Below are 21,542 nucleotides of genomic sequence, written 5' to 3' on the forward strand. Positions count from 1 at the left end.
GCCGATGCCGCGCCCCGACGCCGACCCCGGCTTCGACGACCCCACCCGCGACGGCCTCAGCCCGTTGCTCGACATCGACGCGCTGGATTTCCCGCGCCGCCTGTCTCGCGACGAAGGCCGCCGCGCCGCCGGGCCCGACTGGTTCTGGAGCCATCCCACCCTCGACGAGGACTCCGACAATGATTGAGAACAACCCCCAATCCCCGCCCCAACCACCCTCGCCACCCCTGGCCGAGGGGCAGTGGCTATGGCGCCGGCTCTATGTCTTCGCGGCCAGTTTCGCCCTTTGGCGATCCCTGTCCGCCGTCGTCCACCGCACCGAGCCGGCCGCCCTCCCGGCGGTGGCCTCCGGCCTGATGTCGCTGCTCGCCCTGACCCTGATCCTTTATCTGGTCGCGCCGACGGCCCAGCAGCTGGTCGCCCTGCTGGTGAATCTGCGCCTGCGCCTCGCCGACGGAGGGGCGCGATGAGCTTTCGTCTCTCCGTCCGTTCCCGCGCCAGGCTTCAGGGCGTCCATCCCGCCCTGGTCGGTGTCCTGGAGGCGGCCATTCTGACCACGCCCGTCGACTTCATGGTCACGGAGGGCCTGCGCACACCGGAACGGCAGGCGGCCCTGGTCCGCGCCGGGGCAAGCCGCACCCTGAACTCCCGCCACATCACCGGCCACGCGGTCGATGTCGCGGCCGTGGTCGACGGCGCGCTCCGGTGGGACTGGCCGCTCTATCCGCCCATCGCCGAGGCCGTGAAGGCGGCGGCGAAGATCAGGGGCGTGGCTGTGGTCTGGGGCGGGGACTGGCCGCGCCTGCGTGACGGTCCGCATTTCGAGCTGGATCGGAGGGCGTTCCCGTGACGCCTCCCTTCCTCCGGACACTGACGCCGACCGGATGGCTGGGTCTCGGCCTGGCCGGCGCCGTGGCGGTCGCCCTCGTCCTCGGCGGGCTGGGTTTCCGCTGGGACCCGTTCGACCTCGGTCGCCGACGCCTCGACCGCGCCGAAGCGTCCGCCGCTGCGGCGGTCGAGGAGGCCGCCGCCCGGTCGGCGGAGGCTCGTGGCCAGGCCGGTCAGGTCGCCCGCCTTGAGGCCGCCGTTCAATCCGCCGTGGCGCTGGAACGCGTCACCGCCCGATCCATCCAGACTGCGAGAACCGCCGATGATTCCACCACGCCCCTGCCTGCCGATCGCGCTGCTCGCCTGCGCGACCATGACCGCGAGCTGTGCCGCCTCGCGCCCCACCTCATCGGTTGCCCCGCCGCGCCTGACCCTGCCGATGATCGCGAGCCGGCCGTGTGAGCTGTACCACCTTCCGGACGCTCCGACCGTGGGTGATCTCGAGGCCGGCTACATGACGCGCGGCCGCCAGATCGCCGATTGCGACACGGCCCGACGGCTGGCGGTGGAGACGCTCCTGGCCGAACGGGCAGCGGGAGAGACCGCGAGGCGCCACTGACTTCGTCCGTTTCGTCCGTTTCGTCAGGGTGTTTTGGGTTCGTCCGGACCAATCGCCCGGCAAAACCTGCCGGGCGCCCGGCATTTCCTGCCGTCCGGCCGCTGAAACGGCAAAACCTGCCGGGCGAGAGGCGTGGTTAAGGCAAGGTACCGTAGCTGTTTCAACAGCTTGCCTGATTGTCGAAATTGCGACGGCTGGCCCGCCGATTGCTTCTCAGGCTCCTGAGCAAAATGCTCTCGACGGTCAAAATGACGGTCGAACACCTTGAAACAAGGACTATCGGTCATGGCTTTGAATAGCGTGAACACGAACTCGGGCGCTCTGGTCGCCCTGCAAAACCTTCAGGCAACGAATTCGGAACTGGGCACCGTCCAGAGCCGCATCAACACCGGCAAGAAGGTCAACTCCGCAAAAGACAACGGCGCTGTCTGGGCTATCGCCCAGGGCCAGCGTTCGGAAGTCAACGCCCTGGGCGCCGTCAAGGACAGCCTGGCGCGCGGCTCGTCGGCCGTGGACGTCAGCATCGCAGCGGGCGAATCGGTTTCCGATCTGCTGCTGCAGCTGAAAGAAAAGGCCCTCTCGGCCACCGACAAGTCTCTGACGACCGCTGCTCGCACCGCCCTGAACGAAGACTTCAAGGCGATCCGCGACCAGATCACCACGGTGGTCACCAACGCCAAGTTCAACGGCGTGAACCTGCTGGACAACTCGACCGGCACCGGCGGCTACAAGGCTCTGTCTAACACGGCTGGTTCGACCATCAAGGTGGCGGGTGAAAACCTGTCGCTGGGCGGCACCAATGTGACCGTGGCCGCAACCACCACCATCGGCACCTCGACCCTGGCCACCACGGCCCTGGGTCTGGTCAATGCCTCGATCGACAAGGTTTCCGCGTCCCTGGCTCGCCTGGGCACCGGCGCCAAGGCGCTCGACACCCACGCGACGTTCGTCGGCAAGCTGTCGGACGCGCTCGAGAACGGCATTGGCAACCTGGTCGATGCGGATCTGGCCAAGGAAAGCGCTCGACTGCAGTCGCTGCAAACCAAGCAACAGTTGGGTGTGCAGGCTCTGTCGATCGCCAACCAGTCGTCTTCGATCCTGCTCGGCCTGTTCAGGTAAGCATAAATGGGAGGGCGGGGCCGCGGCCCCGCCCGACCGTTCACAGGGACGCCGGACAAGCGGCGTGAGGAGTCATGGACACCAATGCAAAACCGATAATCGCAAGCGTTGCTCCGTTGGTCGCCGTTCCGGCCGTTGTGGAACCGGCTGTCGCAGTTCAGCCGGTCGCTGTCTCGGTCGATACGGGCGAGACTTCAGACAGGAACCCCGCCTCGCAACAGGCTGAAGACGCCGCAAGGTACCGTCTGGTCATCGAGGAAGGTCCCACCCAGGGCACCTTCATCTACAAGACCCTGGACGGCGCAACCGGCGAGGTCGTCCGCCAGTTCCCGAGGGAACAGGTCCTGCGAATGGCGGAAAACGGCGGGTATTCCGCCGGCGGACTGATCGACACCAGCGCCTGAGGCTTCGGACGCCGGACCAGCCTACTGAACCGCTCGGGCCCGCCCGACGCGGTTAATCGTCGTGGTTTACCGCCGTTAACCATACGGTGACTGTTGCAGCCCTAGCCTGTCGGCGAACATACCCGGGGCTAGAAGACCTATGACGACGAACAGCGTTCACACCAATGCCGCCGCCGCTGTCGCGCTGCAGAACCTGTCTCGAACCAACGACAACCTGACCGGGGTCCAGAATCGCATCTCGACCGGGCTGACGGTCCAGGGAGCCAAGGACAATGCCGCTGTATGGGCCATCGCCCAGGGCCAGCGCGCCGACCTCGGCGCCCTCTCCGCCGTCAAGCAGAGCCTCGACCGAGCCACCTCGATCGCCGACGTCGCCGTGGCCGCGGGCGAATCGATCTCGGATCTGCTGAACCAGCTGAAGGAGAAGGTCGTCGCGGCCAAGGACATGTCGCTTAAGACCCAGTCCCGTCAGCTGCTCGACTCCGACTTCAAAGCCCTGCTGCGCTCCATCAAGTCGGCAGTCGACAACGCCTCCTTCGACGGCGGCAATATCCTGAACGGTTCCCTGACCAACGGCCTGAAGTTCCTGGCCAATGCCGGCGCGACCCAGTTCATCACCCTCTCGGGCAAGAATCTCTCGCTCAGCGGTTCGATCATTACGCTCGGCCTCAGCGACAGCCTCCTGACCCTGACCGGCTCGACCACGGCCCTCTCCAAGCTCGATGCCTCGATCAACAACCTGAACAAGTCGCTCGGCGACATCGGGGCCCAGTCGAAGCAGATTTCGGCTCACAACACCTTTGTGGCGAAGCTCTCCGACACGATCGAATCGGGCATCGGCAATCTGGTGGACGCCGACCTCGCCAAGGAAAGCGCGCGGCTCCAGGCCCTGCAGGTGCAACAGCAACTCGGCGCCCAGGCTCTGTCGATCGCCAACCAGGCGCCGCAGATCATCCTCAGCCTGTTCCAGGGCTAAAAGCGGCTGCCGGACCGGTGGCCGATCACGACGGGGGAGGGGCGGCGGCGCGGCTGATGCGCCCTGTCGCCGAACCCGTACAACGCCAGAAGGGACTGGATAAGCGACTTCGGGAAGATCATGGCCTCGCTCCTGTCTGACGAGATCACAACACGATTCGCATTCCATCGTTCCCTGCTCGGACGTTAATCTCGCATTGAGCCCGCTCGCATACCCTTGCGAGCGGAGGATCGAGTGGCGGTCAACAACAACTATCTGCTGGGTTTGTACGGGGGTTCCTACGACCCCTCGACCTCGGCCGCCGTATCGAATCTCGTCACCAAAAAAGCCCAGCCGACCGCGCCCTGGAGCACCTCGGCCCAGGCGACCGCTCCCAAACCTGACGCCCTGGTCCGCGCCGCGCTCGGGGGGCGCGCCTTCATCAACGAGGACGCCGCCCAGCTGGACGTCAAGGGCGCCTCGGGCGACTACAGGAAGCTGTTCGCCCTCTATCAGGGCCTGGAGACGTTGAACGCCCTGGCCAACCGCGCCTCGACGAAGGGCCTGACATCCACCGATCTGGCGCTGACCCAGAAGCGGTTCGCCTCGGGCCTGGCCGAAATCAGCGCCTACATCGGCAAGGCCGACTTCGATGCCCTGCGCCTGGTGCAGGGAACCTCGTCCTCGTCTTCCAAGACCACGGCCGCCGTCCCCCGCGACAGTTCCAACTCCATCACCGGCCCGATCCACGAAGGCTCGCTGGACACGCCGGTCAAGGCGTTCGAGGGCGACACACGGTTCAACATCACCATCAAGACGCCCGCCGGCCTGGGCACTCAGACGACGGCCGTTCCGATTGACCTCGGCGAAATGGGCGCGACGCCCCGGACGATGGACAGCGTCACCAGCTTCATCAACGGCAAGCTCGAGGCGGCCGGATTCCAGACCCGGATCGGCCGCGACCAGATCAAGGCCACGCCCCAGACGGTTCAGGTCGCCGGCAAACCCGTGACCCTGCCCGCAGGTCCCGATCGATGGGCGCTGGCGATCCGGGGGAGCTCGACCGAAACCGTCGGATTCTCGGCCGCCGAAACCTCCGATGCCGTCTATGTCGTCCAGTCGGCAGGCTCGCCCGCCACGACAGTGACCTCCACCGTGAACGGGCTGACGACGACCAAGACGACGGTCGCCGCCAAGACCACCAACCAGATCCTCAAGTTCCAGAGCGACGGCGGCACGGCGGCGGCGCCGACAGGCGGCAATGTCGGAGAGACCCACTGGGTCGACGGCCGCATCTCCCAGGAGAAGATGCCCGACGGCGTCTCGACCGTGCGCGCCAGCGCCGTCGGACCGGACGGCTCACTCTGGGTCGTCGGCGACGTCACCACCGGCGGGACAAGTCAGCCGATCAAGGGCGTCCAGGACGTCGCCCTGATGAAGTATGATTCCGCCGGACGGCTGGTCGCGACCCGCACCCTGGGCGCCTCCTCCACCGCCAGCGGCTATGCGATTGCAATCGACGACAACGGCGACGTCGCGGTCGCGGGATCGGTCACCGGTTCGCTGAACACCTCGAACACGGACGCCGGCAAGGCCGGGGAAGTCGCCGACGTCGCCGACAGTTTCGTCACCGTCTTCAACAAGGACGGCGAGGAGCAGTGGACCCAGCGTCGCGGCGCCCGAGCCGCCGATGAGGCGACCAGCGTCTCCTTCGGTGACGGCGGACTGGTCTATATCGGCGGACGCTCGAAGTCCGCCATTTCGGGGGCCGTGTCGATCGGCGGCTGGGACGGCTACGTCCAGGCCTTCAAGGCCGGCGAGCCCTATCCGACGGCCGGCATCGTCACGAAGGCCGTGGGACAGTCCCAGTTCGGCACCGGCGCAGACGACAGCGTCGACGCAATGACCGTCGACGGCTCCAGCCTTTATACAGCCGGCGTTGAGGACGGCCGCGCCGTCGTGCGCCGCTTCACCCTCGATTCGACAGGGGTTCCGACCCTGGCTTCGACCCGCGACATGGGCGTCATCTCCGGCGACATCGCGGGCATCGCCGTATCGAACGGCAAGGTCATCCTGACAGGGACGAGCCGCGACAGCGGGCTGTCCGCCGGAACGACCACGACGACCCATTCGGGCGGCAAGGACGTCTTCGTCGCCGCCATTTCGACCGATCTGACCGCCGCCGGGACCGACCGTCTCAGCTGGTACGGCGGCGCGGGGGAGGACTCGGCCGCCGACGTGAAGGTCCATGACGGGAAGGTGTGGATCACCGGCATCGCCGACCGCGACCCGTCCGCCAAGGACACCGACCCGACAAAGGCCTATCTGACCCGGCTCGACCCGTTGACCGGCGCGGTCGAATACACCCGCACCTGGTCCGGCGACGGCGACCAGGCCAAACCCATGACCCTGGCGGTCGCATCCGGCGGCGCCAGTGTTCTCGACCGGCTCGGCCTGCCACAGGGCGAGACCGACCAGAGCGATTCCAAGAGGCTGATCGACGCCACCTCGCTCCGCGTCGGCGACCGCTTCTACATCAGCCCCGCCAACGGCGGCCGGGCCTCAGCCGTGACGATCGAGGCCAAGGACACGCTCGCGACCCTGGCGCGCAAGATCAGCGTGGCCTCGGGCGGCAAGCTGAAAGTCACTGTCGCATCCGAGGGCGGGGCGGTGACGGGCAAGGACGGTGAGACCACCACCACGACCGGCGGGGTCCAGCGCCTGTCGATCATGGCCAAGGACGGCAAGACCGGCGCCATCCTGACCTCCGGCGAGACGGGCAGGGACGCCCTTCTGGGACTCGGCCTTTCGGCGGGCTACGTCGGACTGGCTGCGGCGGACAAGTCTGTGAAGACCTTCGGACTCGGTCTCCCCGGCAATCTGAACCTCAGCAATGCGGCCTCGATCACGGCCGCCGGCGAGAAGGTCCAGGGCGCGCTCAAGGTGATCCGAGACGCCTATCGCGGCCTGGCGCCCCAGGATGCCTCGGCATCCGCCTCCGGACCTGTGCCCGCCTATCTGACCAACCAGCTCGCCAACTATCAGGCCGCGCTCGCCCGCCTCGGCGGATAGCCGGGGGCCGTTTCTGTTCGCGGTTGACGCGCACGGGGCGCACGGGGTTATTGAGGCCTCCAAGGCCCGACGCCTCGCGAGCTCCGCTTCATGCAACTTCCCACCGACAATCGCGTCATCATCGCCATCGGCGTAGGCCTTGCGGTCCTGGCTGCCGTCGTGCTGGCCCTCGTCTTCAGCGGCGGCAACGAACCGGCCGCGCCCAAGGCGCCGGAGACCGAGGAAGGCCCCGGCGGCCTGCAGGTCGACCTGGCGGATGCGCCGTCACTGGAGCCGACGCGCGAGCTGCGGTGCTTCGTCGACGGCCAGTTCGTCGGCATGGCGACCCTCGCCGACTGCGCCCGTCGCAACGGTCTGGCGACCGACGCCCTCGACGTGGGGCTGGACGAGAGCGGCAATCTCGCCGCCGCCCCCACGGCCTCCTTCGCTCCGCCGCCGACCCTGCCGACGGCGGTCGAGACGGCCGATGTCGGGGTGACTGATCCCGATGACGCCGTCGTCCCCGGCAAGCCCGAGGCGCAGGTCCAGCAACCCGAACCCCGCGTCGAACGCGCGTCGGGAACACCCTGCCTTCGTTACACCGGTTCGGACTGGCGGGAGCTGGGCCGGATGACCCTCAACCAGTGCGTCCAGGCCCTCTATGCCGGCACCTGCGTCCGTCCCGGAGACGCCCAGTACGGCCGCCACGGCAACCTGACCCTGCGTCTGGTGCCGAGGCGGGTCGAACAGTCCAACGACAACACCCGCTTCCGCATTCTGGCCGACCAGGATCGCAGCTGCCAGTTCCCGAGCCTGAACGGATGATCCGTCCCTTTCTGATCGCGTCGATCCTGGCGGCGTCGCTCATCGCCGGCTGCACCCAGCAGGTGAAGGCCCCGACCGACGTCGGCGTCTGCTACGCCATCGAGACGAAGGACGGAGCGCCCGTCTTCAACGTCGTCGCGCGCGACCAGGCGCAGATCGAGACATGCGCCGCCCGCCTCGAGGAGGTGCGCCTGCGGTTCCGCAGCCTGGGCAGTACGCGACAGGAGATCACCGGCGCCTACCAGGGCCAGTTCATCTTCGTCGACCGCCGCGGAGTCTCCTTCGGCCGGACGCTGGAAGGCTCGCGCTTCTTCGCCCTGGCGCGAACCGGCGACGGTCGTCTGGCGGTGCCGGGCGCGATCGAACGGGACGTCACTGAACTGGGCGTGGTGGTCGAGGAAGCAGCTGCGCCGACGTTCCCGGGACAGTAGAACAAACTCGGAACACGTGTTAACGGTTCTGCGGGCCCAGCCTGCGGGCCGAGGATTTCAGGCCCCTGTCGCGAATGGCGGCCGGGAGCGATCAGAGAAAGAATTTCATCATGGCGGGAAGCGTCAACAAGGTCATCCTCATCGGCAATCTGGGTCGCGACCCCGAGATCCGCTCCATGCCGAACGGCGACCGCATCGCCAACTTCTCGCTGGCGACCTCCGAAACCTGGCGCGACAAGTCGTCGGGCGAGCGCAAGGAGAAGACCGAGTGGCACCGGGTTTCGATCTTCAACGACAACATCGTCAAGGTCGTTGAAAACTATGTGAAAAAAGGCTCAACCGTCTATGTCGAGGGCTCGCTGCAGACGCGCAAGTGGACGGACAAGGACGGCGTCGAGAAGTACACGACGGAGGTCATCGTCGGCCGCTTTAACGGTCAGCTGACCATGCTGGGCGGTCGTGACGGGGGCGGTGCGTCGCAGGGCGGCGGATCGGGCGGTCGCGGAAACGACGACGACTATTCGTCGGGCTTCTCCACCGGCGGCGCCAACAAGCCTTCCGGCCCCCGCGAGAGCTACGACCTGAACGACGACATTCCGTTCTGACAGGGGCCATTCTAGCGTCAGAGCGCTTCACCTGCTGCGAAACGTCGGCTCATGCATTGTGAGCCGACGTTTTTGTTTGCGCATGCGATAGGCCGTCCGTGCCCGTAACTCCCGACAAGCCCCATAGTCCCCTGACCCTGCTGGAGATCGGCGCGATCGCCGCCATCGTGGTGATCTGGGGAGCAAACAATGCCGCGGCCAAGGTGGCGACCGAGGTCATGCCGCCGCTGCTGGTCGGGACCCTCCGCTTCGCCATCGCCGCCGTCTGTCTCATTCCCTTCGTGCGGCCGCCGTTTCCGAATTGGCGATCGTTGGCCATCATCGTGATCCTGGGTGGGCCGTTCCACTATGGCCTGTTGTATCTCGCCTTCTGGCTGGCTGACGACGTCAGCCCGGTGTCGGTCGCGACCCAGTTGTGGATTCCCTTCACGGCCCTCTTCGCCTTCCTGGTGCTGGGCGAAAAGCTGACGCGGTTCACCTTGGGAGGGCTGGTCGTGGCCCTCGCGGGCGTGGCCTGGATGTCGCTGGACGCCCACGCCATTCAAGACTGGAAGGCGATCGTAATCGGCGTGGCGGCCAGCGCCTGCTGGGGCATGACGACCGTCATCGCGCGTCGCACCACCTCGATCCCGCCGCTGAAGATGCAGGGTCTCCTGGCTCTGTTCGCCCTGCCGACCCTGGCCTTCGGATCTGCCTTCACCGAGCATGGTCAGGTCGAGGCAATCCGGGATGCGACGCCGCTCGTCTGGATCTGTCTGCTCTGGGCCGGGATCGTGTCGTCGGTCTTCGCCACCTCGATGGTGTTCTGGCTGGTTCAGAAGCGCGAGGCGGGCAGGGTGACCCCCTATTTCCTCGCCACCCCGGTGGTCTCTATCGCCATCGGCTGGGGGCTCCTGGGCGACGTCCTGACGCCCCAGATCCTCACCGGTGCCGCCCTGACCATGGGCGGCGTGGCGGTCGTGGCCCTCGCGGAGCGAGGCCTGCGCGCGGGTGCCGCGGGGGCCTGACGGCCGGGCCACGACTCGTGCCCGGCGACGCGCCGGCCTCAGCCGGCCGCCATCACGCCGCAGACCACCCGGTCGCCCGCTCCGCCGATCGGCTGGGAGGCATGATCGTCCGGGTTGGCGTGGATCACGATCGCCGAACCGTCTGCGTCCCACAGCCATTCACCCGGGCCTTCGCTGGCGATCCGCGCCCGGGTCGTGAACAGTTCGGCCGTGGCCGTGCCGTCGGAGGCGGCAAAGATGTTGGGCAGGTCGCCGTCGTCCGGACCGCCTGCGCTCAGCAGGCCGTGGGGCTTTGCCGGTATCCCGTGGTTCACATGGGCGCCCGCAGACGTGAACGGTGCGGCGCACTGGCCCACCGAATGGATGTGGACCCCGTGCCATCCCGGCGTCAGGCCGGAGACCTCGATCCGGATCAACAGGCCGGTCGCCCCCTGGGTCAGTACGGCCCGCCCGGTTCTTGCGCCTGAAGCGTTCATCAGCGTCGCCTCGCCGAAATCGCCCGGGACGGCGCGGGCCATCACATGGTCGCCGTAGTCATTGGCGGTGACGCTGACGCAGGCCCCGAGGGGGGCGGCGAGTATCAGGGCGGCGAGGGCGGCGGTGCGCATGGATTTGGTCCTTTCACGGATGGGCCGGGCGCCTCGGAAAAAGCCCGCGAAACTTTGCCTCCCGGACCCACGAGTGCTAGAAATCACCATAGCGGATCACGTTCCGATTCCGGCCATCTAAAGCCCAAAATCCTTGACCGACGACAGCTACGAAAACGCCGCACCTCCCCCGGTCGGCGGCTCGGACATTTCCATGATTTCCATCGAGGACGAGCTGAAACGCTCCTACCTCGACTACGCCATGAGCGTGATCGTCAGCCGCGCGCTGCCGGACGCCCGTGACGGCCTGAAGCCGGTTCACCGTCGCATCCTGTATTCGATGCACGACCTGAACATGACGCCCGAGCGCAGCTATTCGAAATGCGCCCGCGTCGTCGGTGACGTGCTCGGCCGCTTCCACCCGCACGGCGACGCCTCGGTCTATATGGCCCTGGTCCGCATGGCCCAGCCCTTCTCGATGGGGCTGATGCTGATCGACGGCCAGGGCAATTTCGGCTCGGTCGACGGCGATATGCCGGCCTCCATGCGATACACCGAGGCGCGCATGGCCCCGGCCGCCAGCGCCCTGCTGGCCGACATCGACAAGGACACCGTCGATTTTCAGCCGAACTACGACGAGAAGGAACTCGAGCCCGTCGTCCTGCCGGCGCGCCTGCCCAACCTTCTGGTCAACGGCGCAGGCGGCATCGCCGTCGGCATGGCCACCAACATCCCGCCGCATAACCTCGGCGAGATCGTCGACGCGGCCGTGGCCCTGCTGGACGACCCCGACATTTCCGACGACGCCATCCTCGACATCGTCCCGGGTCCCGACTTCCCGACGGGCGGCGAGATTCTGGGCCGCACCGCGCCCCGCAACGCCCTGCGCGACGGTCGCGGTTCGGTCGTCGTGCGCGGCGTCGCCTCGGTCGAGACCATCCGCAAGGACCGCGAAGCCATCGTGGTCACGGAGCTGCCGTTCCAGGTCAACAAACAGACCCTGATCGAGCGCATCGCCGAGATGGTGCGCGAGAAACGCCTCGAAGGCATCTCCGACGTCCGCGACGAATCGGACCGCCAGGGCATGCGGATCGTCATCGAGCTGAAGCGCGACGCGTCCGGAGACGTCATCCTGAACCAGCTGTGGCGCTACACCGCCATGCAGTCGTCGTTCGGCGTCAACATGCTGGCCCTGAACCACGGCCGCCCGGAACAGATGGGCCTGCGCAAGATGCTCGAGGTCTTCCTCGAGTTCCGCGAAGAGGTCGTGGTCCGCCGCGTCAAGTTCGAGCTGGCCAAGGCCCGCGACCGCGGCCACGTCCTGGTCGGTCTGGCCGTCGCCGTCGCCAATATCGACGAGGTCATCCACATCATCCGCTCCTCCGCCGATCCGGCGGAGGCGCGCGAACGTCTGCAGGCCCGGGCCTGGCCCGTCGGCGACATGATCGCCCTGGTCGAGCTGATCGCCGATCCCCGCTCGGTGCTGATCGACGGCGACAGCCTGAAGCTGACCGACGAACAGGCCCGCGCCATCCTGGGCCTGACGCTGAGCCGCCTGACCGGCCTCGGCCGCGACGACATCTTCGGCGAGGCGCGCGGCCTGGCCGACACCATCCAGGGCCACCTGACGATCCTGTCGGACCGCAAGAACATCATCGCCATCATCCGCGAGGATCTGCTGAAGGTGAGGGACGAGTTCGCCGTGCCGCGCCGCACGACGATCGGCGAAGGCGACTTCGAGCTGGAAGACGAGGACCTGATCCCGCGCGAGGACATGGTCGTCACCGTCACTCACGGCGGCTACGTCAAGCGCGTCGCCCTCAACGCCTACCGGACCCAGCATCGCGGCGGCAAGGGCAAGTCCGGCATGACGATGAAGGACGAGGACGCCGTCGTCGGCGTCTTCTCCGCCTCGACCCACACCCCGGTCCTGTTCTTCGCCACCAACGGCAAGGCCTACAAGCTGAAGGTCTGGCGCCTGCCGCTGGGGGCCCCGACCTCGCGCGGCAAGGCCTTCGTCAACCTGCTGCCGATCGAGCCGGGCGATTCGATCATGAACGTCCTGCCCCTGCCCGAGGACGAGACGACCTGGGGTGACTACGACATCATGTTCGCCACCCGCTCGGGCGACGTGCGCCGGAACAAGCTCAGCGACTTCGCCACCGTCAACCGGGCCGGCAAGATCGCGATGAAGCTGGAAGACGGCGACCACATGGTCGGCGTGGCCCTGTGCACCGCCGAGGACGACGTCCTTCTGACCACCGCCGGTGGCCGGGCCATCCGCTTCAAGGCCGACGACGTCCGCGTCTTCAAGGGCCGGGATTCCACCGGCGTGCGCGGCGTCCGGCTGCAGGGCGACGACGCGGTGATCTCCATGGCCGTTCTGGGCCGTGTCGACGCCACGCCGGACGAACGTGCCGCCTATGTCAAACACGCCAACGCCATGCGCCGCGCCACCGACGGTGAGGATGACACGGCCGTGGTCGAGGCGGACGACGAGGCCGAAGGCTCGGGCGACGCCGCCCTCAGCGTCGAACGCATCGCCGAACTGGGCGCCGCCGAACAGTTCATCCTGACGGTCACAGAGACCGGCTTCGGCAAGCGGTCCTCCGCCTACGAATATCGCCGCACGGGTCGGGGCGGGCAGGGGCTGACGGCCCACGGTCTCGGCGGTCGCGCCGGCACGCGCCTGGCTGCCGCCTTCCCGGTCGAGGACTCCGATGACCTGCTGCTGGTCACCTCCAGCGGCCAGATGATCCGCACCCGCGTGAGTCAGGTCCGCATCGTCGGCCGCTCCAGCCAGGGCGTCACCATCTTCAAGACCGGCGAGGGCGAGAAGGTCGTGTCGGTCGAACGTCTGGCGGACTCAGGCGGCGGGGACGAACCCGAGGTCGAGGGTGACGGCGAGGCCTGATCCCTCTCCCGAAGGGAGAGGGAACCGTGACTGACTTTCTCATCGACGGCCTGCCGCCGACCGACGACGACCTGCGTTATCTGGCCCTGGTCAACTACGGCGCCTACACTTCTTTCCGGGTGGAGGACGGCGGCGTGCGAGGGCTCGACCTGCATCTGGCCCGGATCGACGCGTCGGCGATCGAGCTGTTCGGCGAACCGGTCGGCGAAGACCGTCTGCGGGGCCTGATCCGCACCGCCGTCGCCGACCGGCCCGACGCCTGGATCCGCCTCAGCCTGTTCGCGCCGGAAATCGTTCCCCGCAGCCCCTCGGCCGAGGTTCGGCCCAAGGTGATGACCTCGGTTTCGCCCGCACCGTCTCCACTTGCGACCTCTGTTCGCGCCCAGGTCCGGGCCTATGTCCGCACAGAGGCCCAACTCAAACACACGGCCATCTTCCCTCTGATCCGGGCCCGCCGTCTGGCGCGACAGGCCGGCTTCGACGACGCCCTCTTCGCCGACGCCGAGGATCTCATCTCCGAAGGGGCGACCTGGAACATCGGCTTCCTCGCCGGTGACACCGTCACCTGGCCCGAAGCCCCCATGCTGCACGGCGTGGCCAAGGCGCTGATTTCCAGCCGCCTCGCCGAGGTCGGCATGACCCAGCGCACCGCCGCCGTACACGTCTCCGATCTCGACGCCTTCGACGGCGCCTTCCTGTGCAACAGCGCCACCCCGGCCTGTCCGATCACGGCCATCGGCGACAAGGTGTTCGGCGCCGCGCCGGAGCGGATCGAACGGCTCGCCCGCGCCTGGTCGTCGAACCCGCCTCAGGCGATCTAGGCCAGGCCCGCGACGCCTGCTAATCAGGCCTCGCGGCGGGGAGAAAACGCATGCGGATCGGGCTCTACCCGGGGACTTTCGACCCCGTCACCAACGGCCATATGGATATCATCGGCCGGGCTGTGAAGCTGGTCGACAAGCTGGTCATCGGCGTCGCCCAGAATGACGACAAGGGTCCGCTATTCTCGACCGCCGAGCGCGTCGAGATGGTGAAGACCGAGGTCGCGCGGATCAATGCGGACATCGAGGTCCAGCCCTTCTCCACACTGCTGATGCATTTCGCCGAGAAGCTCGACGCCAACGTCATCGTGCGCGGTCTGCGCGCCGTCGCGGACTTCGAGTACGAGTTCCAGATGACGGCCATGAACCAGCGCCTCAATGACGACATCGAGACCGTGTTCCTGATGGCCGATCCGCGCCACCAGGCCATCGCCTCGCGACTGGTCAAGGAAATCGCCCGGCTGGACGGAAACATCGACAGCTTCGTCAGCCCCGCCGTCGCCGCCGCCGTGCGCGACCGCGTCAAACGCTAGAACCGGACTTTCAGTTGAAGATCACGCCTTACGTCCTCGCCGCCGTCCTGTCGGCCTTCGCGCCCTCCGTCGTCCCGGCCCAGACGGCTCCGGTCCCGGCCGCGAGCGACTGGCGCACCATCGCGCCGGAGAATCTGCTGGTCATCGACACGTCGAAGGGCCGGATCCTGGTCGAGCTTGAGCCGCGGGCGACGCCGCGTCATGTCGAGCGCATCCGCACCCTGGCCGATCAGGGCTTCTATGACGGACTGAAGTTCCACCGGGTCATCACCGGCTTCATGGCCCAGACCGGCGATCCGCTCGGCACGGGGCAGGGCGGCTCGGAACTGCCCGACATCGCCGCCGAATTCACCTTCCGCCGCGGCCGCGACGCCCAGTTCGCTGCGGTCGAGGGCGGCGCTCCGGCAGGCATCGTCGGCCTGGTCGGCTCCCTGCCGGTGGTGACCCAGCCGGACGCACAGATGATGGTGACCGCGGACTTCAAGACCGACGCCAGCGGCCTGTTCTGCACCGGCGTGGCCGGCATGGCGCGCTCCGGCTCGCCCGATAGCGCCAACAGCCAGTTCTATCTGATGATGGCGACCAATCCGGTGCTGAACGGGACCTACACCGCCTTCGGCCGCATCGTGTCGGGGCTGGAGGTCGTCAGCCTGCTCAAGCCCGGCCCGGCGAGCGCCGACGGCGCCGTCACCGATAATCCGGATACGATGACCCACGTCCGCACCGCCGCCGCCCTGCCGGAAGGCGAGCGTCCGACAGTGCGGGTGCTCGATGCCCGCTCGGCCGCGTTCCGTGCCCATGTCGAAGAGGTTCGCGCGGCGCGGGGTACCCAGTTCACGGTTTGCGACGTGCAGCCGGTGGCGGAAGTTTCAGGGGGATGACGATGCGGTTGACGGCTCTGGCGATCGGTCTGGTTCTGGCGGGCGCATCCCCGACCCTGGCGCAGGAGACGGCCGCGACCGCTCCCGCTGCGGCGGCCGCTGCGCCGCTTGCGGACTGGCGCACCGTCCCGGCCGACAACCTGATGATCATCGACACCAACCGGGGCCGGATCCTGGTGGAACTGGCGCCGGAGGCCGCGCCCCTGCACGTGGAGCGGATGCGGCTTCTGGCCCGCCGGGCCTTCTTTGACGGCATCGTCTTCCATCGCGTCATCGACGGCTTCATGGCCCAGACCGGCGATCCTCTCGGCAACGGCGAGGGCCAGAGCCCCTATCCCGATATCAAGGCCGAGTTCACCTTCCGCCGGGGACCAGAGACCCCCTTCAGCCCCGTCGCCTCGCCGGCCGGCGCCATGCTGGGCTTCCTGAACAGCCTGCCGATCCAGACCCAGCCGACATCGCTGATGGCCACCACCGGCGACGGCAAGGTCCACGGCTGGGGCGCCTACTGCCCCGGCGTCGCCGGCATGGCCCGGGACGATGCGCCTGACAGCGCCAACAGCCAGTTCTTCCTGATGCGCCAACCCTATCCGGCGCTGGACAAGCGCTACACCGTCTGGGGCAACGTCGTGTCCGGCCTCGACGTCGTGCGGGCCATCAAGGTCGGCGACGGCGAGAATGGCGCCGTCACCGCCGAGCCCGATCGCATGAACCGGGTCCGCATCGCGTCAGACCTGCCCGAGGCCGAGCGGCCGGTGGTTCAGGTTCTGGACACGTCCTCGGCGACGTTCCGCGCCCTCGCCGACGGCGTGCGCACCGCCCGCGGAGCGGACTTCTCCATCTGCGACATCGTCCTTCCGGTTCAGGTCTCCGGCGCGGCGGCCCCGCTGGTCTGACCCCCGCGTCCCCGGCCGCGACGTCGCCGCTGGGGCTTCCGGGCTTCGCGCATCTGCTGCAGCAACAGGCCTTCGCGCAGCCCCCTGTCGGCGACCCGCACCCGCTCGCTGGGCCAGGCCCGCTGCACCGCGTCCAGGATCGCCGCCCCCGCCAGAACCAGGTCGGCGCGGTCCGGTCCGATACAGGCTTCCGCCGCCCGGCCCTTCGGACCCAGGATCTTCAGCCTCTCGGCCGCCGCGTCGCATTCGGTGCGTGTCATCCACAGGCCGTCGACCCGGTCCCTTTGATAGCGCCGCAGGTTCAGGTGTACGCCCGCCAGACTGGTGATCGCCCCCGAGGTCCCGACCAGATGGCCCCGGCCCGTGGCGAACAGCCGCCGGAATTCCGGGTCGTCGAACGTGCCGACCGCCAGGGCCGCGCCCATATCGCCGACCATGGCCTCGTACCAGGCGTCGGTCGACGCCTCCGGCTCCGGATGCCGTTCGGCCAGGGTCACGACGCCCAGCGGTGCCGACATCCAGGCCACGGTCTTCATCTCCGCACCCGATTTTCTCAGCCAGGACAGTTCGGTCGACCCGCCGCCGACGTCGATGACCAGGACGGCCTCGGCCCCCGGATCGAACAGGTTGAGGCATCCCTCCACCGACAGCCGGGCCTCCTCTGCCGGATCGATGATTCGCAGTTTCAGCCCGGTCCCGCGCCGGACGCGATCGATGAATTCCTCGCCGTTCTCGGCCTGACGGCAGGCCTGGGTGGCGACGGCGCTCAAACGGGCCGAGTCCACCCCGCGCCGCACGACCCGTTCGGCGCAGAGGGCCAGGGCGTCATAGGCCCGGTCCATGGCGGCGGCGTCGAGACGCCCGGTCCGCGACAGGCCTTCGCCCAGTCTGACGATGCGGCTGAAGCTGTCGACCACACGGAAGCCGGTTCGCGCCGGACGCGCGATCAGCAGGCGACAATTGTTGGTCCCCAGATCAAGGGCGCCGAACACTGGACCGTCGCGACCCGACGATTCCCGCATGGACGCCCGTTGGACCCGGGACCGCTCGTCGCGCCGCCGTGGCGCGCCGTCGGGTTCCGGCATGGGCCGAACTTTCATGTGGGCGCAACCGAGACGGGCGCCCGTCCGGAACAGCCTAGCGTCCCAAAACCTTCCGCGCCAAGCCTATCTGACGCGAAGATGAACGGGACTGCAGGCATCCGGCTCAGGTGCGGGGTCGTATCCCTTCATCATGACCCAGTCCCGGACAGCGAAATTCGGCCTCGGACAGATCGTGCGTCACCGTGAGGAGTCCTTCCGCGGCCTCGTTGTCGATGTCGACGCCGCCTATGCGGGACCGGCCGGCGAGCCCGGTCCGGACGACCGCGACCAGCCCTTCTATCGGGTTCTGGCTATGGGCGAGGGCGCAGGCTTCCTGATCTATGCCGCCGAGAACGTGCTGGAACACGAGCCCGACGTCGCACCCCTGTCGGCGGCCGATCAGGCCCACTGGTTCTCCATGGACCACAATGGCCACATCGCCCCCAGGGCGCAGCCGATTCACTGATCGGGCCTGATCCGGCCGTTGGCTCTTCGCCGCCGCGGCTCTAGACTGCCGGTTCAAGGAGCGCGTGATGGCTGATTTCGAACATGTCTTTCAAACCCCGCCCGAAGGCGCGGCGGCGGACTGGACGATCTCCCAGAACTGGCGCGCCTATACCCAGGTCGAGCACGACACCTGGGACACCCTCTATGCCCGCCAGATGGAGATTCTGCCGGGCCGCGCCGCCGACGCCTTCCTGAAGGGTTTGAAGGCGCTCGACCTGAACACCGGCGGCATCCCCGACTTCGCCCTGATGAACCCGAAGCTGAAGGCCCTGACCGGCTGGACCGTGGTCTGCGTGCCGGGTCTGGTACCCGACGAGGTCTTCTTCGACCACCTGGCCAACCGCCGCTTCCCGTCGGGCCAGTTCATCCGCAAGCCCGACCAGCTGGACTATCTGCAGGAGCCGGACATCTTCCACGACGTCTTCGGCCACGTCCCCATGCTGACCGACCCGAACTTCGCCGACTACATGCAGGCCTACGGCAAGGGCGGTCAGAGAGCTCAGGGCCTGGGCATGCTCAAGAACCTCGCCCGCCTCTACTGGTACACGGTCGAGTTCGGCCTGATGGATGAGGGCGACGGCCTGCGCATCTACGGCGCCGGCATCGTGTCTTCGGCATCAGAGAGCGTCTTCGCCCTGGACGACCCGTCGCCGAACCGCATCGCCTTCGACCTCGAGCGGATCATGCGGACCGACTACCGCATCGACGACTTCCAGCAGGTCTATTTCGTCATCCCCTCGATCGAGGCCCTGAACGACGCGACGCTCGAGGACTTCGCCCCGATCTACGAGCGTCTGAAGGGCGCCTCCGAGATCGGCATTGAGGCCATCCAGCCGTACGACAGGGTCCTGACCCACGGCACCCAGGCCTATGCCCACAAGGGCGGAAGGTTCGCGGCATGACCCGCACGGTCGCCCTCGTCCTGATCGCCGGCCTCGCCGTCACGGCCGCCGCCTGCACCGAATCGAAGCGGGCCCGCAACGCCGCCACCTGGGGCGACAAGCCCGCCGACATCACCTGCTGGACCTACGGGACCGAGACCTTCTCCGGACGGTCGACGGGCAAGGTCGAATACAACGACGGCGGTCGCATCGCCTTCGTCGACGCCGCCAACGGCCGCTACACCACGATCGATGGCGAGTGCCGTGTGGTCTATCTGGCCGATGGCGAGGCGGCCGAGCCCGCCGTAGAACCTGTCCCACCTGCTACTGCTCCCGCAGCGTAGGAGCCTGCCTACACGAGGCCGGTCTCACTCAGCGGTCTCGAAATAGACTAGGAAGATGGCCTCGCGCAGCTCGGCGTCGGCGGCGTTCGCCGCGTAGAATTCCAATGCGGCTGGAACGATTTGTTCCGTCTGCATCTCCGCAGCTTCCTTGTCGGTCAGTCTGAACATCCACTCTGGAAGGGGACGGCTACCGTCCGAAGTTTCTACGTCCACAGTGAAGAGCTTGAGACCCGCATGATGACCGGCCTCGAGAACGGACATCATGTGACTGAAGGTGAGCGCGCGGGTCCCGGTCGCGCATAGGGACTCAGCTAAGATTTCCTCGAGGAGAAGCATGACTCAATCCTCCACGATCAGACTCTTCGACTTCGTATCCCGCATCAGGACGTAGGTGATCAGCGACAGACCGATCATCCCGGTGACGTACCAGAAATACAGGCTCTCGCGGCCGTCCAGCTTGAACCACAGGGCGACGTACTCCGCCGTGCCGCCGAACACCGCATTGGCGATGGCGTAGGGCAGGGCGACGCCGAGGGCGCGGATGTGGGCGGGGAACAGCTCGGCCTTCACCACGGCGTTGATGGCCGTATAGCCGGACACGATCACCAGGGCCGCCAGCGACAGGGCGAAGGCGGCGAGGGCGTTGGTCGTGACCGCCAGGGTGCTCATGATCGGCACGGTGCAGAACAGGCCCAGCACCCCGAAGGCGATCATCACGGGCTTTCTGCCGATGCGGTCCGAAAGCGCCCCGACCAGGGGCTGGATCAGCATGAAGATCAGCAGGGCCGCCGCCGAGATCTCCGTCGCCTGGGCCTTGGAGAAGCCCGAGGTATTGGTCAGGAATTTCTGCAGATAGGTCGTGTAGGTATAGAAGGCGAGCGTCCCCCCGGCCGTCAGGCCGATGACGATCAGCGCCTCCTTCGGGTGACGCAGGACCAGTTCCAGGGCGCTGGATTTCGGTGCCGACCGCGTCTCCTCCGACTGGAAGGCGCGGGTCTCGTCCAGGCGGCGGCGCAGCCAGAAGACGACGACCGCGAGGCCTGCCCCGATGAAGAACGGAATCCGCCACGCCCATTCTGACAGCGCCTCCTCGCCCAACGTCCGCTGCAGGACGATCAGCAATGCCAGGGCGAGAAGCTGCCCCGAAATGAGCGTCACATACTGGAAACTGGACCAGAAGCCGCGATGCTTCGCTGTCGCCATCTCCGACAGATAGGTGGCGCTCGACCCGTACTCCCCGCCGACGCTCAGCCCCTGCATCATCCGCGCGATCAAAAGCAGGGCGGGTGCCGCGACGCCGATGGTCGCATGGCCGGGCGTGCAGGCGATCAGCAGCGACCCCGCGCACATCAGACTGACCGACAGGGTCAGGCCCGCCTTGCGCCCCTTGCGATCCGAATAGACCCCCATGACCCAGGCCCCGATCGGCCGCATCAGGAAGCCCACCGCGAAGATGGCGGCGGTGGCGAGAAGCTGCGCGGTCGAGTCGCCCTCCGGGAAGAAGACCGGGGCGAAATAGACGGTGAAGGCCGCATAGGCGAACCAGTCGAACCATTCGACCAGATTCCCGGCCGACCCTCCGATGATGTTCTTCAGGCGGCGGGCGGGGGTCATATGGTCCTCCATCATGCGGCTGTTTCAATGGGCCGGCGGACGGCCATGGCGACGCCGATCGTCCAGGCGGCAAGGGCGATCTCGAGCACGCGCTGGGCTCCGCCGAAGAATTCGAAACCAGGGTGGATCAGCCAGATGGCGCCGGCGGCGGGCGCCCCGCAGACGATGGCGAGATTGAACAGGTTGTGCCTGCCGGGCCATGACCTCGCCGCCAGTCCGACCAGTCCCAGTCCGGCCAGGCCGCACAGATAGCCGATGCCTCCCAGCACATCATGCAGGACGGCGGCCGGGCTCGGGTTCGCCAGCGAGCATTGGAAGTCGCAGGGAAAGACCCCGCCGAACATCAGGCCGAGACCGTTCAGCGCGCTCAGTCCGAAGCCGATCACCGCCAGCGGGCTGCGAGGAAACAGCGGGATACACATCAGCCAGAATGCGGCCAGCAGGACGCCAGAGGCCATGAAGGCATAGCTGACGCCCGGCCCCGTCGTCGCACCGGTCGCGCCCAGTTCGCTGACGTACTGCCGCAGATGGTCGTAGTCCGGGTAGGCGAAACCGGCCGATATCGCGGCCCCCGCGAGGATGACCAGGCTCAGGATCGCGCAGGCGAAGGCGAGTTGGCGCAAGTTCACTTTCCCCCG

General features: G+C 67.5%; 26 protein-coding genes. 21 read left to right on the forward strand and 5 right to left on the reverse strand.

Annotation, left to right across the window (positions count from 1 at the left end; translation table 11 throughout):
* Window positions 1-4: 4 nt before the first annotated feature.
* The 13 genes from Q0044_RS03625 to Q0044_RS03685 all read left to right on the forward strand — a co-directional run bounded on the left by Q0044_RS03625 (window position 5) and on the right by Q0044_RS03685 (window position 9,844).
* Complete coding sequence (locus tag Q0044_RS03625) at window positions 5-187, forward strand: hypothetical protein (RefSeq protein ID WP_298159694.1); 183 nt, start codon at window positions 5-7, stop codon at window positions 185-187.
* Window positions 180-470 carry a hypothetical protein gene (locus tag Q0044_RS03630; RefSeq protein ID WP_298159696.1) on the forward strand — a complete coding sequence of 97 codons (291 nt, stop codon included), beginning with the start codon at window positions 180-182 and terminating at the stop codon, window positions 468-470. The genes Q0044_RS03625 and Q0044_RS03630 overlap by 8 nt, the downstream gene beginning before the upstream one ends.
* A complete protein-coding gene (locus tag Q0044_RS03635; RefSeq protein WP_298159700.1) occupies window positions 467-850 on the forward strand; it encodes a M15 family metallopeptidase in 384 nt (127 codons plus the stop codon). The genes Q0044_RS03630 and Q0044_RS03635 overlap by 4 nt, the downstream gene beginning before the upstream one ends.
* Window positions 847-1,290 carry a hypothetical protein gene (locus Q0044_RS03640; protein WP_298159703.1) on the forward strand — a complete coding sequence of 148 codons (444 nt, stop codon included), beginning with the start codon at window positions 847-849 and terminating at the stop codon, window positions 1,288-1,290. The genes Q0044_RS03635 and Q0044_RS03640 overlap by 4 nt, the downstream gene beginning before the upstream one ends.
* A gap of 28 nt (window positions 1,291-1,318) precedes the next feature.
* On the forward strand, window positions 1,319-1,447 hold the full coding sequence (locus Q0044_RS03645; protein WP_298159705.1) for a hypothetical protein: 129 nt from the start codon (window positions 1,319-1,321) through the stop codon (window positions 1,445-1,447).
* Between the two features lie 285 nt (window positions 1,448-1,732).
* Window positions 1,733-2,566 (forward strand): flagellin, encoded by an 834-nt coding sequence (locus Q0044_RS03650; RefSeq protein ID WP_298159708.1) that lies wholly within the window; start codon window positions 1,733-1,735, stop codon window positions 2,564-2,566.
* 116 nt (window positions 2,567-2,682) lie between these two features.
* A complete protein-coding gene (locus tag Q0044_RS03655) occupies window positions 2,683-2,970 on the forward strand; it encodes a flagellar protein FlaG (RefSeq protein WP_298159711.1) in 288 nt (95 codons plus the stop codon).
* Window positions 2,971-3,109: 139 nt separating this feature from the next.
* The gene (locus Q0044_RS03660) at window positions 3,110-3,946 is read left to right on the forward strand and encodes a flagellin (RefSeq protein ID WP_298159713.1); all 837 of its coding nucleotides are present in this window, start codon (window positions 3,110-3,112) and stop codon (window positions 3,944-3,946) included.
* Window positions 3,947-4,180: 234 nt separating this feature from the next.
* On the forward strand, window positions 4,181-6,997 hold the full coding sequence (locus Q0044_RS03665; RefSeq protein WP_298159716.1) for an NHL repeat-containing protein: 2,817 nt from the start codon (window positions 4,181-4,183) through the stop codon (window positions 6,995-6,997).
* Window positions 6,998-7,087: 90 nt separating this feature from the next.
* Window positions 7,088-7,801: a hypothetical protein gene (locus Q0044_RS03670; protein ID WP_298159718.1), complete on the forward strand. Its 714-nt coding sequence runs from the start codon at window positions 7,088-7,090 to the stop codon at window positions 7,799-7,801.
* Window positions 7,798-8,232 carry a hypothetical protein gene (locus Q0044_RS03675; protein WP_298159721.1) on the forward strand — a complete coding sequence of 145 codons (435 nt, stop codon included), beginning with the start codon at window positions 7,798-7,800 and terminating at the stop codon, window positions 8,230-8,232. The genes Q0044_RS03670 and Q0044_RS03675 overlap by 4 nt, the downstream gene beginning before the upstream one ends.
* A 110-nt stretch (window positions 8,233-8,342) precedes the next feature.
* Entirely contained in the window at window positions 8,343-8,837 is a 495-nt protein-coding gene (locus Q0044_RS03680; protein ID WP_298159723.1) for a single-stranded DNA-binding protein, read from the forward strand.
* Window positions 8,838-8,935: 98 nt separating this feature from the next.
* On the forward strand, window positions 8,936-9,844 hold the full coding sequence (locus tag Q0044_RS03685; protein ID WP_298159726.1) for a DMT family transporter: 909 nt from the start codon (window positions 8,936-8,938) through the stop codon (window positions 9,842-9,844).
* Window positions 9,845-9,882: 38 nt separating this feature from the next.
* Here Q0044_RS03685 and Q0044_RS03690 read toward each other — a convergent pair whose 3' ends face one another.
* Window positions 9,883-10,452, reverse strand: coding sequence for a superoxide dismutase family protein (locus tag Q0044_RS03690; protein WP_298159728.1), 570 nt, complete (start codon window positions 10,450-10,452; stop codon window positions 9,883-9,885).
* Between the two features lie 193 nt (window positions 10,453-10,645).
* Between Q0044_RS03690 and gyrA the strand changes: the two genes are divergently transcribed.
* From gyrA to Q0044_RS03715, 5 genes are read left to right on the forward strand one after another with little or no spacing between them, the layout of a single operon-like run.
* The gene (gene gyrA / locus Q0044_RS03695) at window positions 10,646-13,345 is read left to right on the forward strand and encodes a DNA gyrase subunit A (protein WP_298159730.1); all 2,700 of its coding nucleotides are present in this window, start codon (window positions 10,646-10,648) and stop codon (window positions 13,343-13,345) included.
* Between the two features lie 26 nt (window positions 13,346-13,371).
* Window positions 13,372-14,166 carry an aminotransferase class IV gene (locus tag Q0044_RS03700; RefSeq protein ID WP_298159733.1) on the forward strand — a complete coding sequence of 265 codons (795 nt, stop codon included), beginning with the start codon at window positions 13,372-13,374 and terminating at the stop codon, window positions 14,164-14,166.
* 50 nt (window positions 14,167-14,216) lie between these two features.
* Entirely contained in the window at window positions 14,217-14,699 is a 483-nt protein-coding gene (gene coaD, locus Q0044_RS03705; RefSeq protein WP_298159736.1) for a pantetheine-phosphate adenylyltransferase, read from the forward strand.
* A 14-nt stretch (window positions 14,700-14,713) separates the two neighbouring features.
* Window positions 14,714-15,580, forward strand: coding sequence for a peptidylprolyl isomerase (locus Q0044_RS03710; RefSeq protein ID WP_298159740.1), 867 nt, complete (start codon window positions 14,714-14,716; stop codon window positions 15,578-15,580).
* Window positions 15,577-16,476, forward strand: a complete 900-nt coding sequence (locus tag Q0044_RS03715) for a peptidylprolyl isomerase (protein WP_298159742.1) — start codon at window positions 15,577-15,579, stop codon at window positions 16,474-16,476. Before Q0044_RS03710 ends, Q0044_RS03715 begins: the two co-directional genes overlap by 4 nt.
* Here the strand turns inward: Q0044_RS03715 and Q0044_RS03720 are convergent.
* Window positions 16,443-17,561: a Ppx/GppA phosphatase family protein gene (locus Q0044_RS03720; RefSeq protein WP_298159745.1), complete on the reverse strand. Its 1,119-nt coding sequence runs from the start codon at window positions 17,559-17,561 to the stop codon at window positions 16,443-16,445. The two genes, Q0044_RS03715 and Q0044_RS03720, sit on opposite strands and share 34 nt — an antisense overlap.
* A 148-nt stretch (window positions 17,562-17,709) precedes the next feature.
* On the opposite strand from Q0044_RS03720, the gene hspQ reads away from it, so the two are divergent.
* The 3 genes from hspQ to Q0044_RS03735 all read left to right on the forward strand — a co-directional run bounded on the left by hspQ (window position 17,710) and on the right by Q0044_RS03735 (window position 19,290).
* Window positions 17,710-18,024: a heat shock protein HspQ gene (gene hspQ, locus Q0044_RS03725; protein WP_298159749.1), complete on the forward strand. Its 315-nt coding sequence runs from the start codon at window positions 17,710-17,712 to the stop codon at window positions 18,022-18,024.
* Window positions 18,025-18,091: 67 nt separating this feature from the next.
* Window positions 18,092-18,967 carry a phenylalanine 4-monooxygenase gene (phhA, locus tag Q0044_RS03730; protein WP_298159751.1) on the forward strand — a complete coding sequence of 292 codons (876 nt, stop codon included), beginning with the start codon at window positions 18,092-18,094 and terminating at the stop codon, window positions 18,965-18,967.
* The gene (locus tag Q0044_RS03735; RefSeq protein WP_298159754.1) at window positions 18,964-19,290 is read left to right on the forward strand and encodes a hypothetical protein; all 327 of its coding nucleotides are present in this window, start codon (window positions 18,964-18,966) and stop codon (window positions 19,288-19,290) included. Before phhA ends, Q0044_RS03735 begins: the two co-directional genes overlap by 4 nt.
* Before the next feature lie 24 nt (window positions 19,291-19,314).
* Here Q0044_RS03735 and Q0044_RS03740 read toward each other — a convergent pair whose 3' ends face one another.
* The 3 genes from Q0044_RS03740 to Q0044_RS03750 are packed head-to-tail and all read right to left on the reverse strand — an operon-like array spanning window position 19,315 to window position 21,527.
* A complete protein-coding gene (locus tag Q0044_RS03740) occupies window positions 19,315-19,626 on the reverse strand; it encodes a hypothetical protein (protein ID WP_298159756.1) in 312 nt (103 codons plus the stop codon).
* A gap of 3 nt (window positions 19,627-19,629) precedes the next feature.
* Window positions 19,630-20,904, reverse strand: coding sequence for an MFS transporter (locus Q0044_RS03745; protein WP_298159758.1), 1,275 nt, complete (start codon window positions 20,902-20,904; stop codon window positions 19,630-19,632).
* A gap of 11 nt (window positions 20,905-20,915) precedes the next feature.
* A complete protein-coding gene (locus tag Q0044_RS03750; RefSeq protein WP_298159760.1) occupies window positions 20,916-21,527 on the reverse strand; it encodes a DUF998 domain-containing protein in 612 nt (203 codons plus the stop codon).
* Window positions 21,528-21,542 lie beyond the last annotated feature (15 nt).

The sequence above is a fragment of the Brevundimonas sp. genome (genome assembly GCF_027484365.1).
In the GTDB taxonomy this organism is placed as follows: domain Bacteria; phylum Pseudomonadota; class Alphaproteobacteria; order Caulobacterales; family Caulobacteraceae; genus Brevundimonas.

Bases quoted from the DNA above. Each gene is read 5' to 3' on its own strand.
- Q0044_RS03625 (WP_298159694.1), top strand. From the start codon at position 5: ATGCCGCGCCCCGACGCCGACCCCGGCTTCGACGACCCCACCCGCGAC.
- Q0044_RS03630 (WP_298159696.1), top strand. From the start codon at position 180: ATGATTGAGAACAACCCCCAATCCCCGCCCCAACCACCCTCGCCACCC.
- Q0044_RS03635 (WP_298159700.1), top strand. From the start codon at position 467: ATGAGCTTTCGTCTCTCCGTCCGTTCCCGCGCCAGGCTTCAGGGCGTC.
- Q0044_RS03650 (WP_298159708.1), top strand. From the start codon at position 1,733: ATGGCTTTGAATAGCGTGAACACGAACTCGGGCGCTCTGGTCGCCCTG.
- Q0044_RS03660 (WP_298159713.1), top strand. From the start codon at position 3,110: ATGACGACGAACAGCGTTCACACCAATGCCGCCGCCGCTGTCGCGCTG.
- Q0044_RS03670 (WP_298159718.1), top strand. From the start codon at position 7,088: ATGCAACTTCCCACCGACAATCGCGTCATCATCGCCATCGGCGTAGGC.
- Q0044_RS03675 (WP_298159721.1), top strand. From the start codon at position 7,798: ATGATCCGTCCCTTTCTGATCGCGTCGATCCTGGCGGCGTCGCTCATC.
- Q0044_RS03680 (WP_298159723.1), top strand. From the start codon at position 8,343: ATGGCGGGAAGCGTCAACAAGGTCATCCTCATCGGCAATCTGGGTCGC.
- Q0044_RS03690 (WP_298159728.1), bottom strand. From the start codon at position 10,452: ATGCGCACCGCCGCCCTCGCCGCCCTGATACTCGCCGCCCCCCTCGGG.
- gyrA (WP_298159730.1), top strand. From the start codon at position 10,646: ATGATTTCCATCGAGGACGAGCTGAAACGCTCCTACCTCGACTACGCC.
- coaD (WP_298159736.1), top strand. From the start codon at position 14,217: ATGCGGATCGGGCTCTACCCGGGGACTTTCGACCCCGTCACCAACGGC.
- Q0044_RS03715 (WP_298159742.1), top strand. From the start codon at position 15,577: ATGACGATGCGGTTGACGGCTCTGGCGATCGGTCTGGTTCTGGCGGGC.
- Q0044_RS03720 (WP_298159745.1), bottom strand. From the start codon at position 17,561: ATGCCGGAACCCGACGGCGCGCCACGGCGGCGCGACGAGCGGTCCCGG.
- hspQ (WP_298159749.1), top strand. From the start codon at position 17,710: ATGACCCAGTCCCGGACAGCGAAATTCGGCCTCGGACAGATCGTGCGT.
- phhA (WP_298159751.1), top strand. From the start codon at position 18,092: ATGGCTGATTTCGAACATGTCTTTCAAACCCCGCCCGAAGGCGCGGCG.
- Q0044_RS03735 (WP_298159754.1), top strand. From the start codon at position 18,964: ATGACCCGCACGGTCGCCCTCGTCCTGATCGCCGGCCTCGCCGTCACG.
- Q0044_RS03740 (WP_298159756.1), bottom strand. From the start codon at position 19,626: ATGCTTCTCCTCGAGGAAATCTTAGCTGAGTCCCTATGCGCGACCGGG.
- Q0044_RS03745 (WP_298159758.1), bottom strand. From the start codon at position 20,904: ATGACCCCCGCCCGCCGCCTGAAGAACATCATCGGAGGGTCGGCCGGG.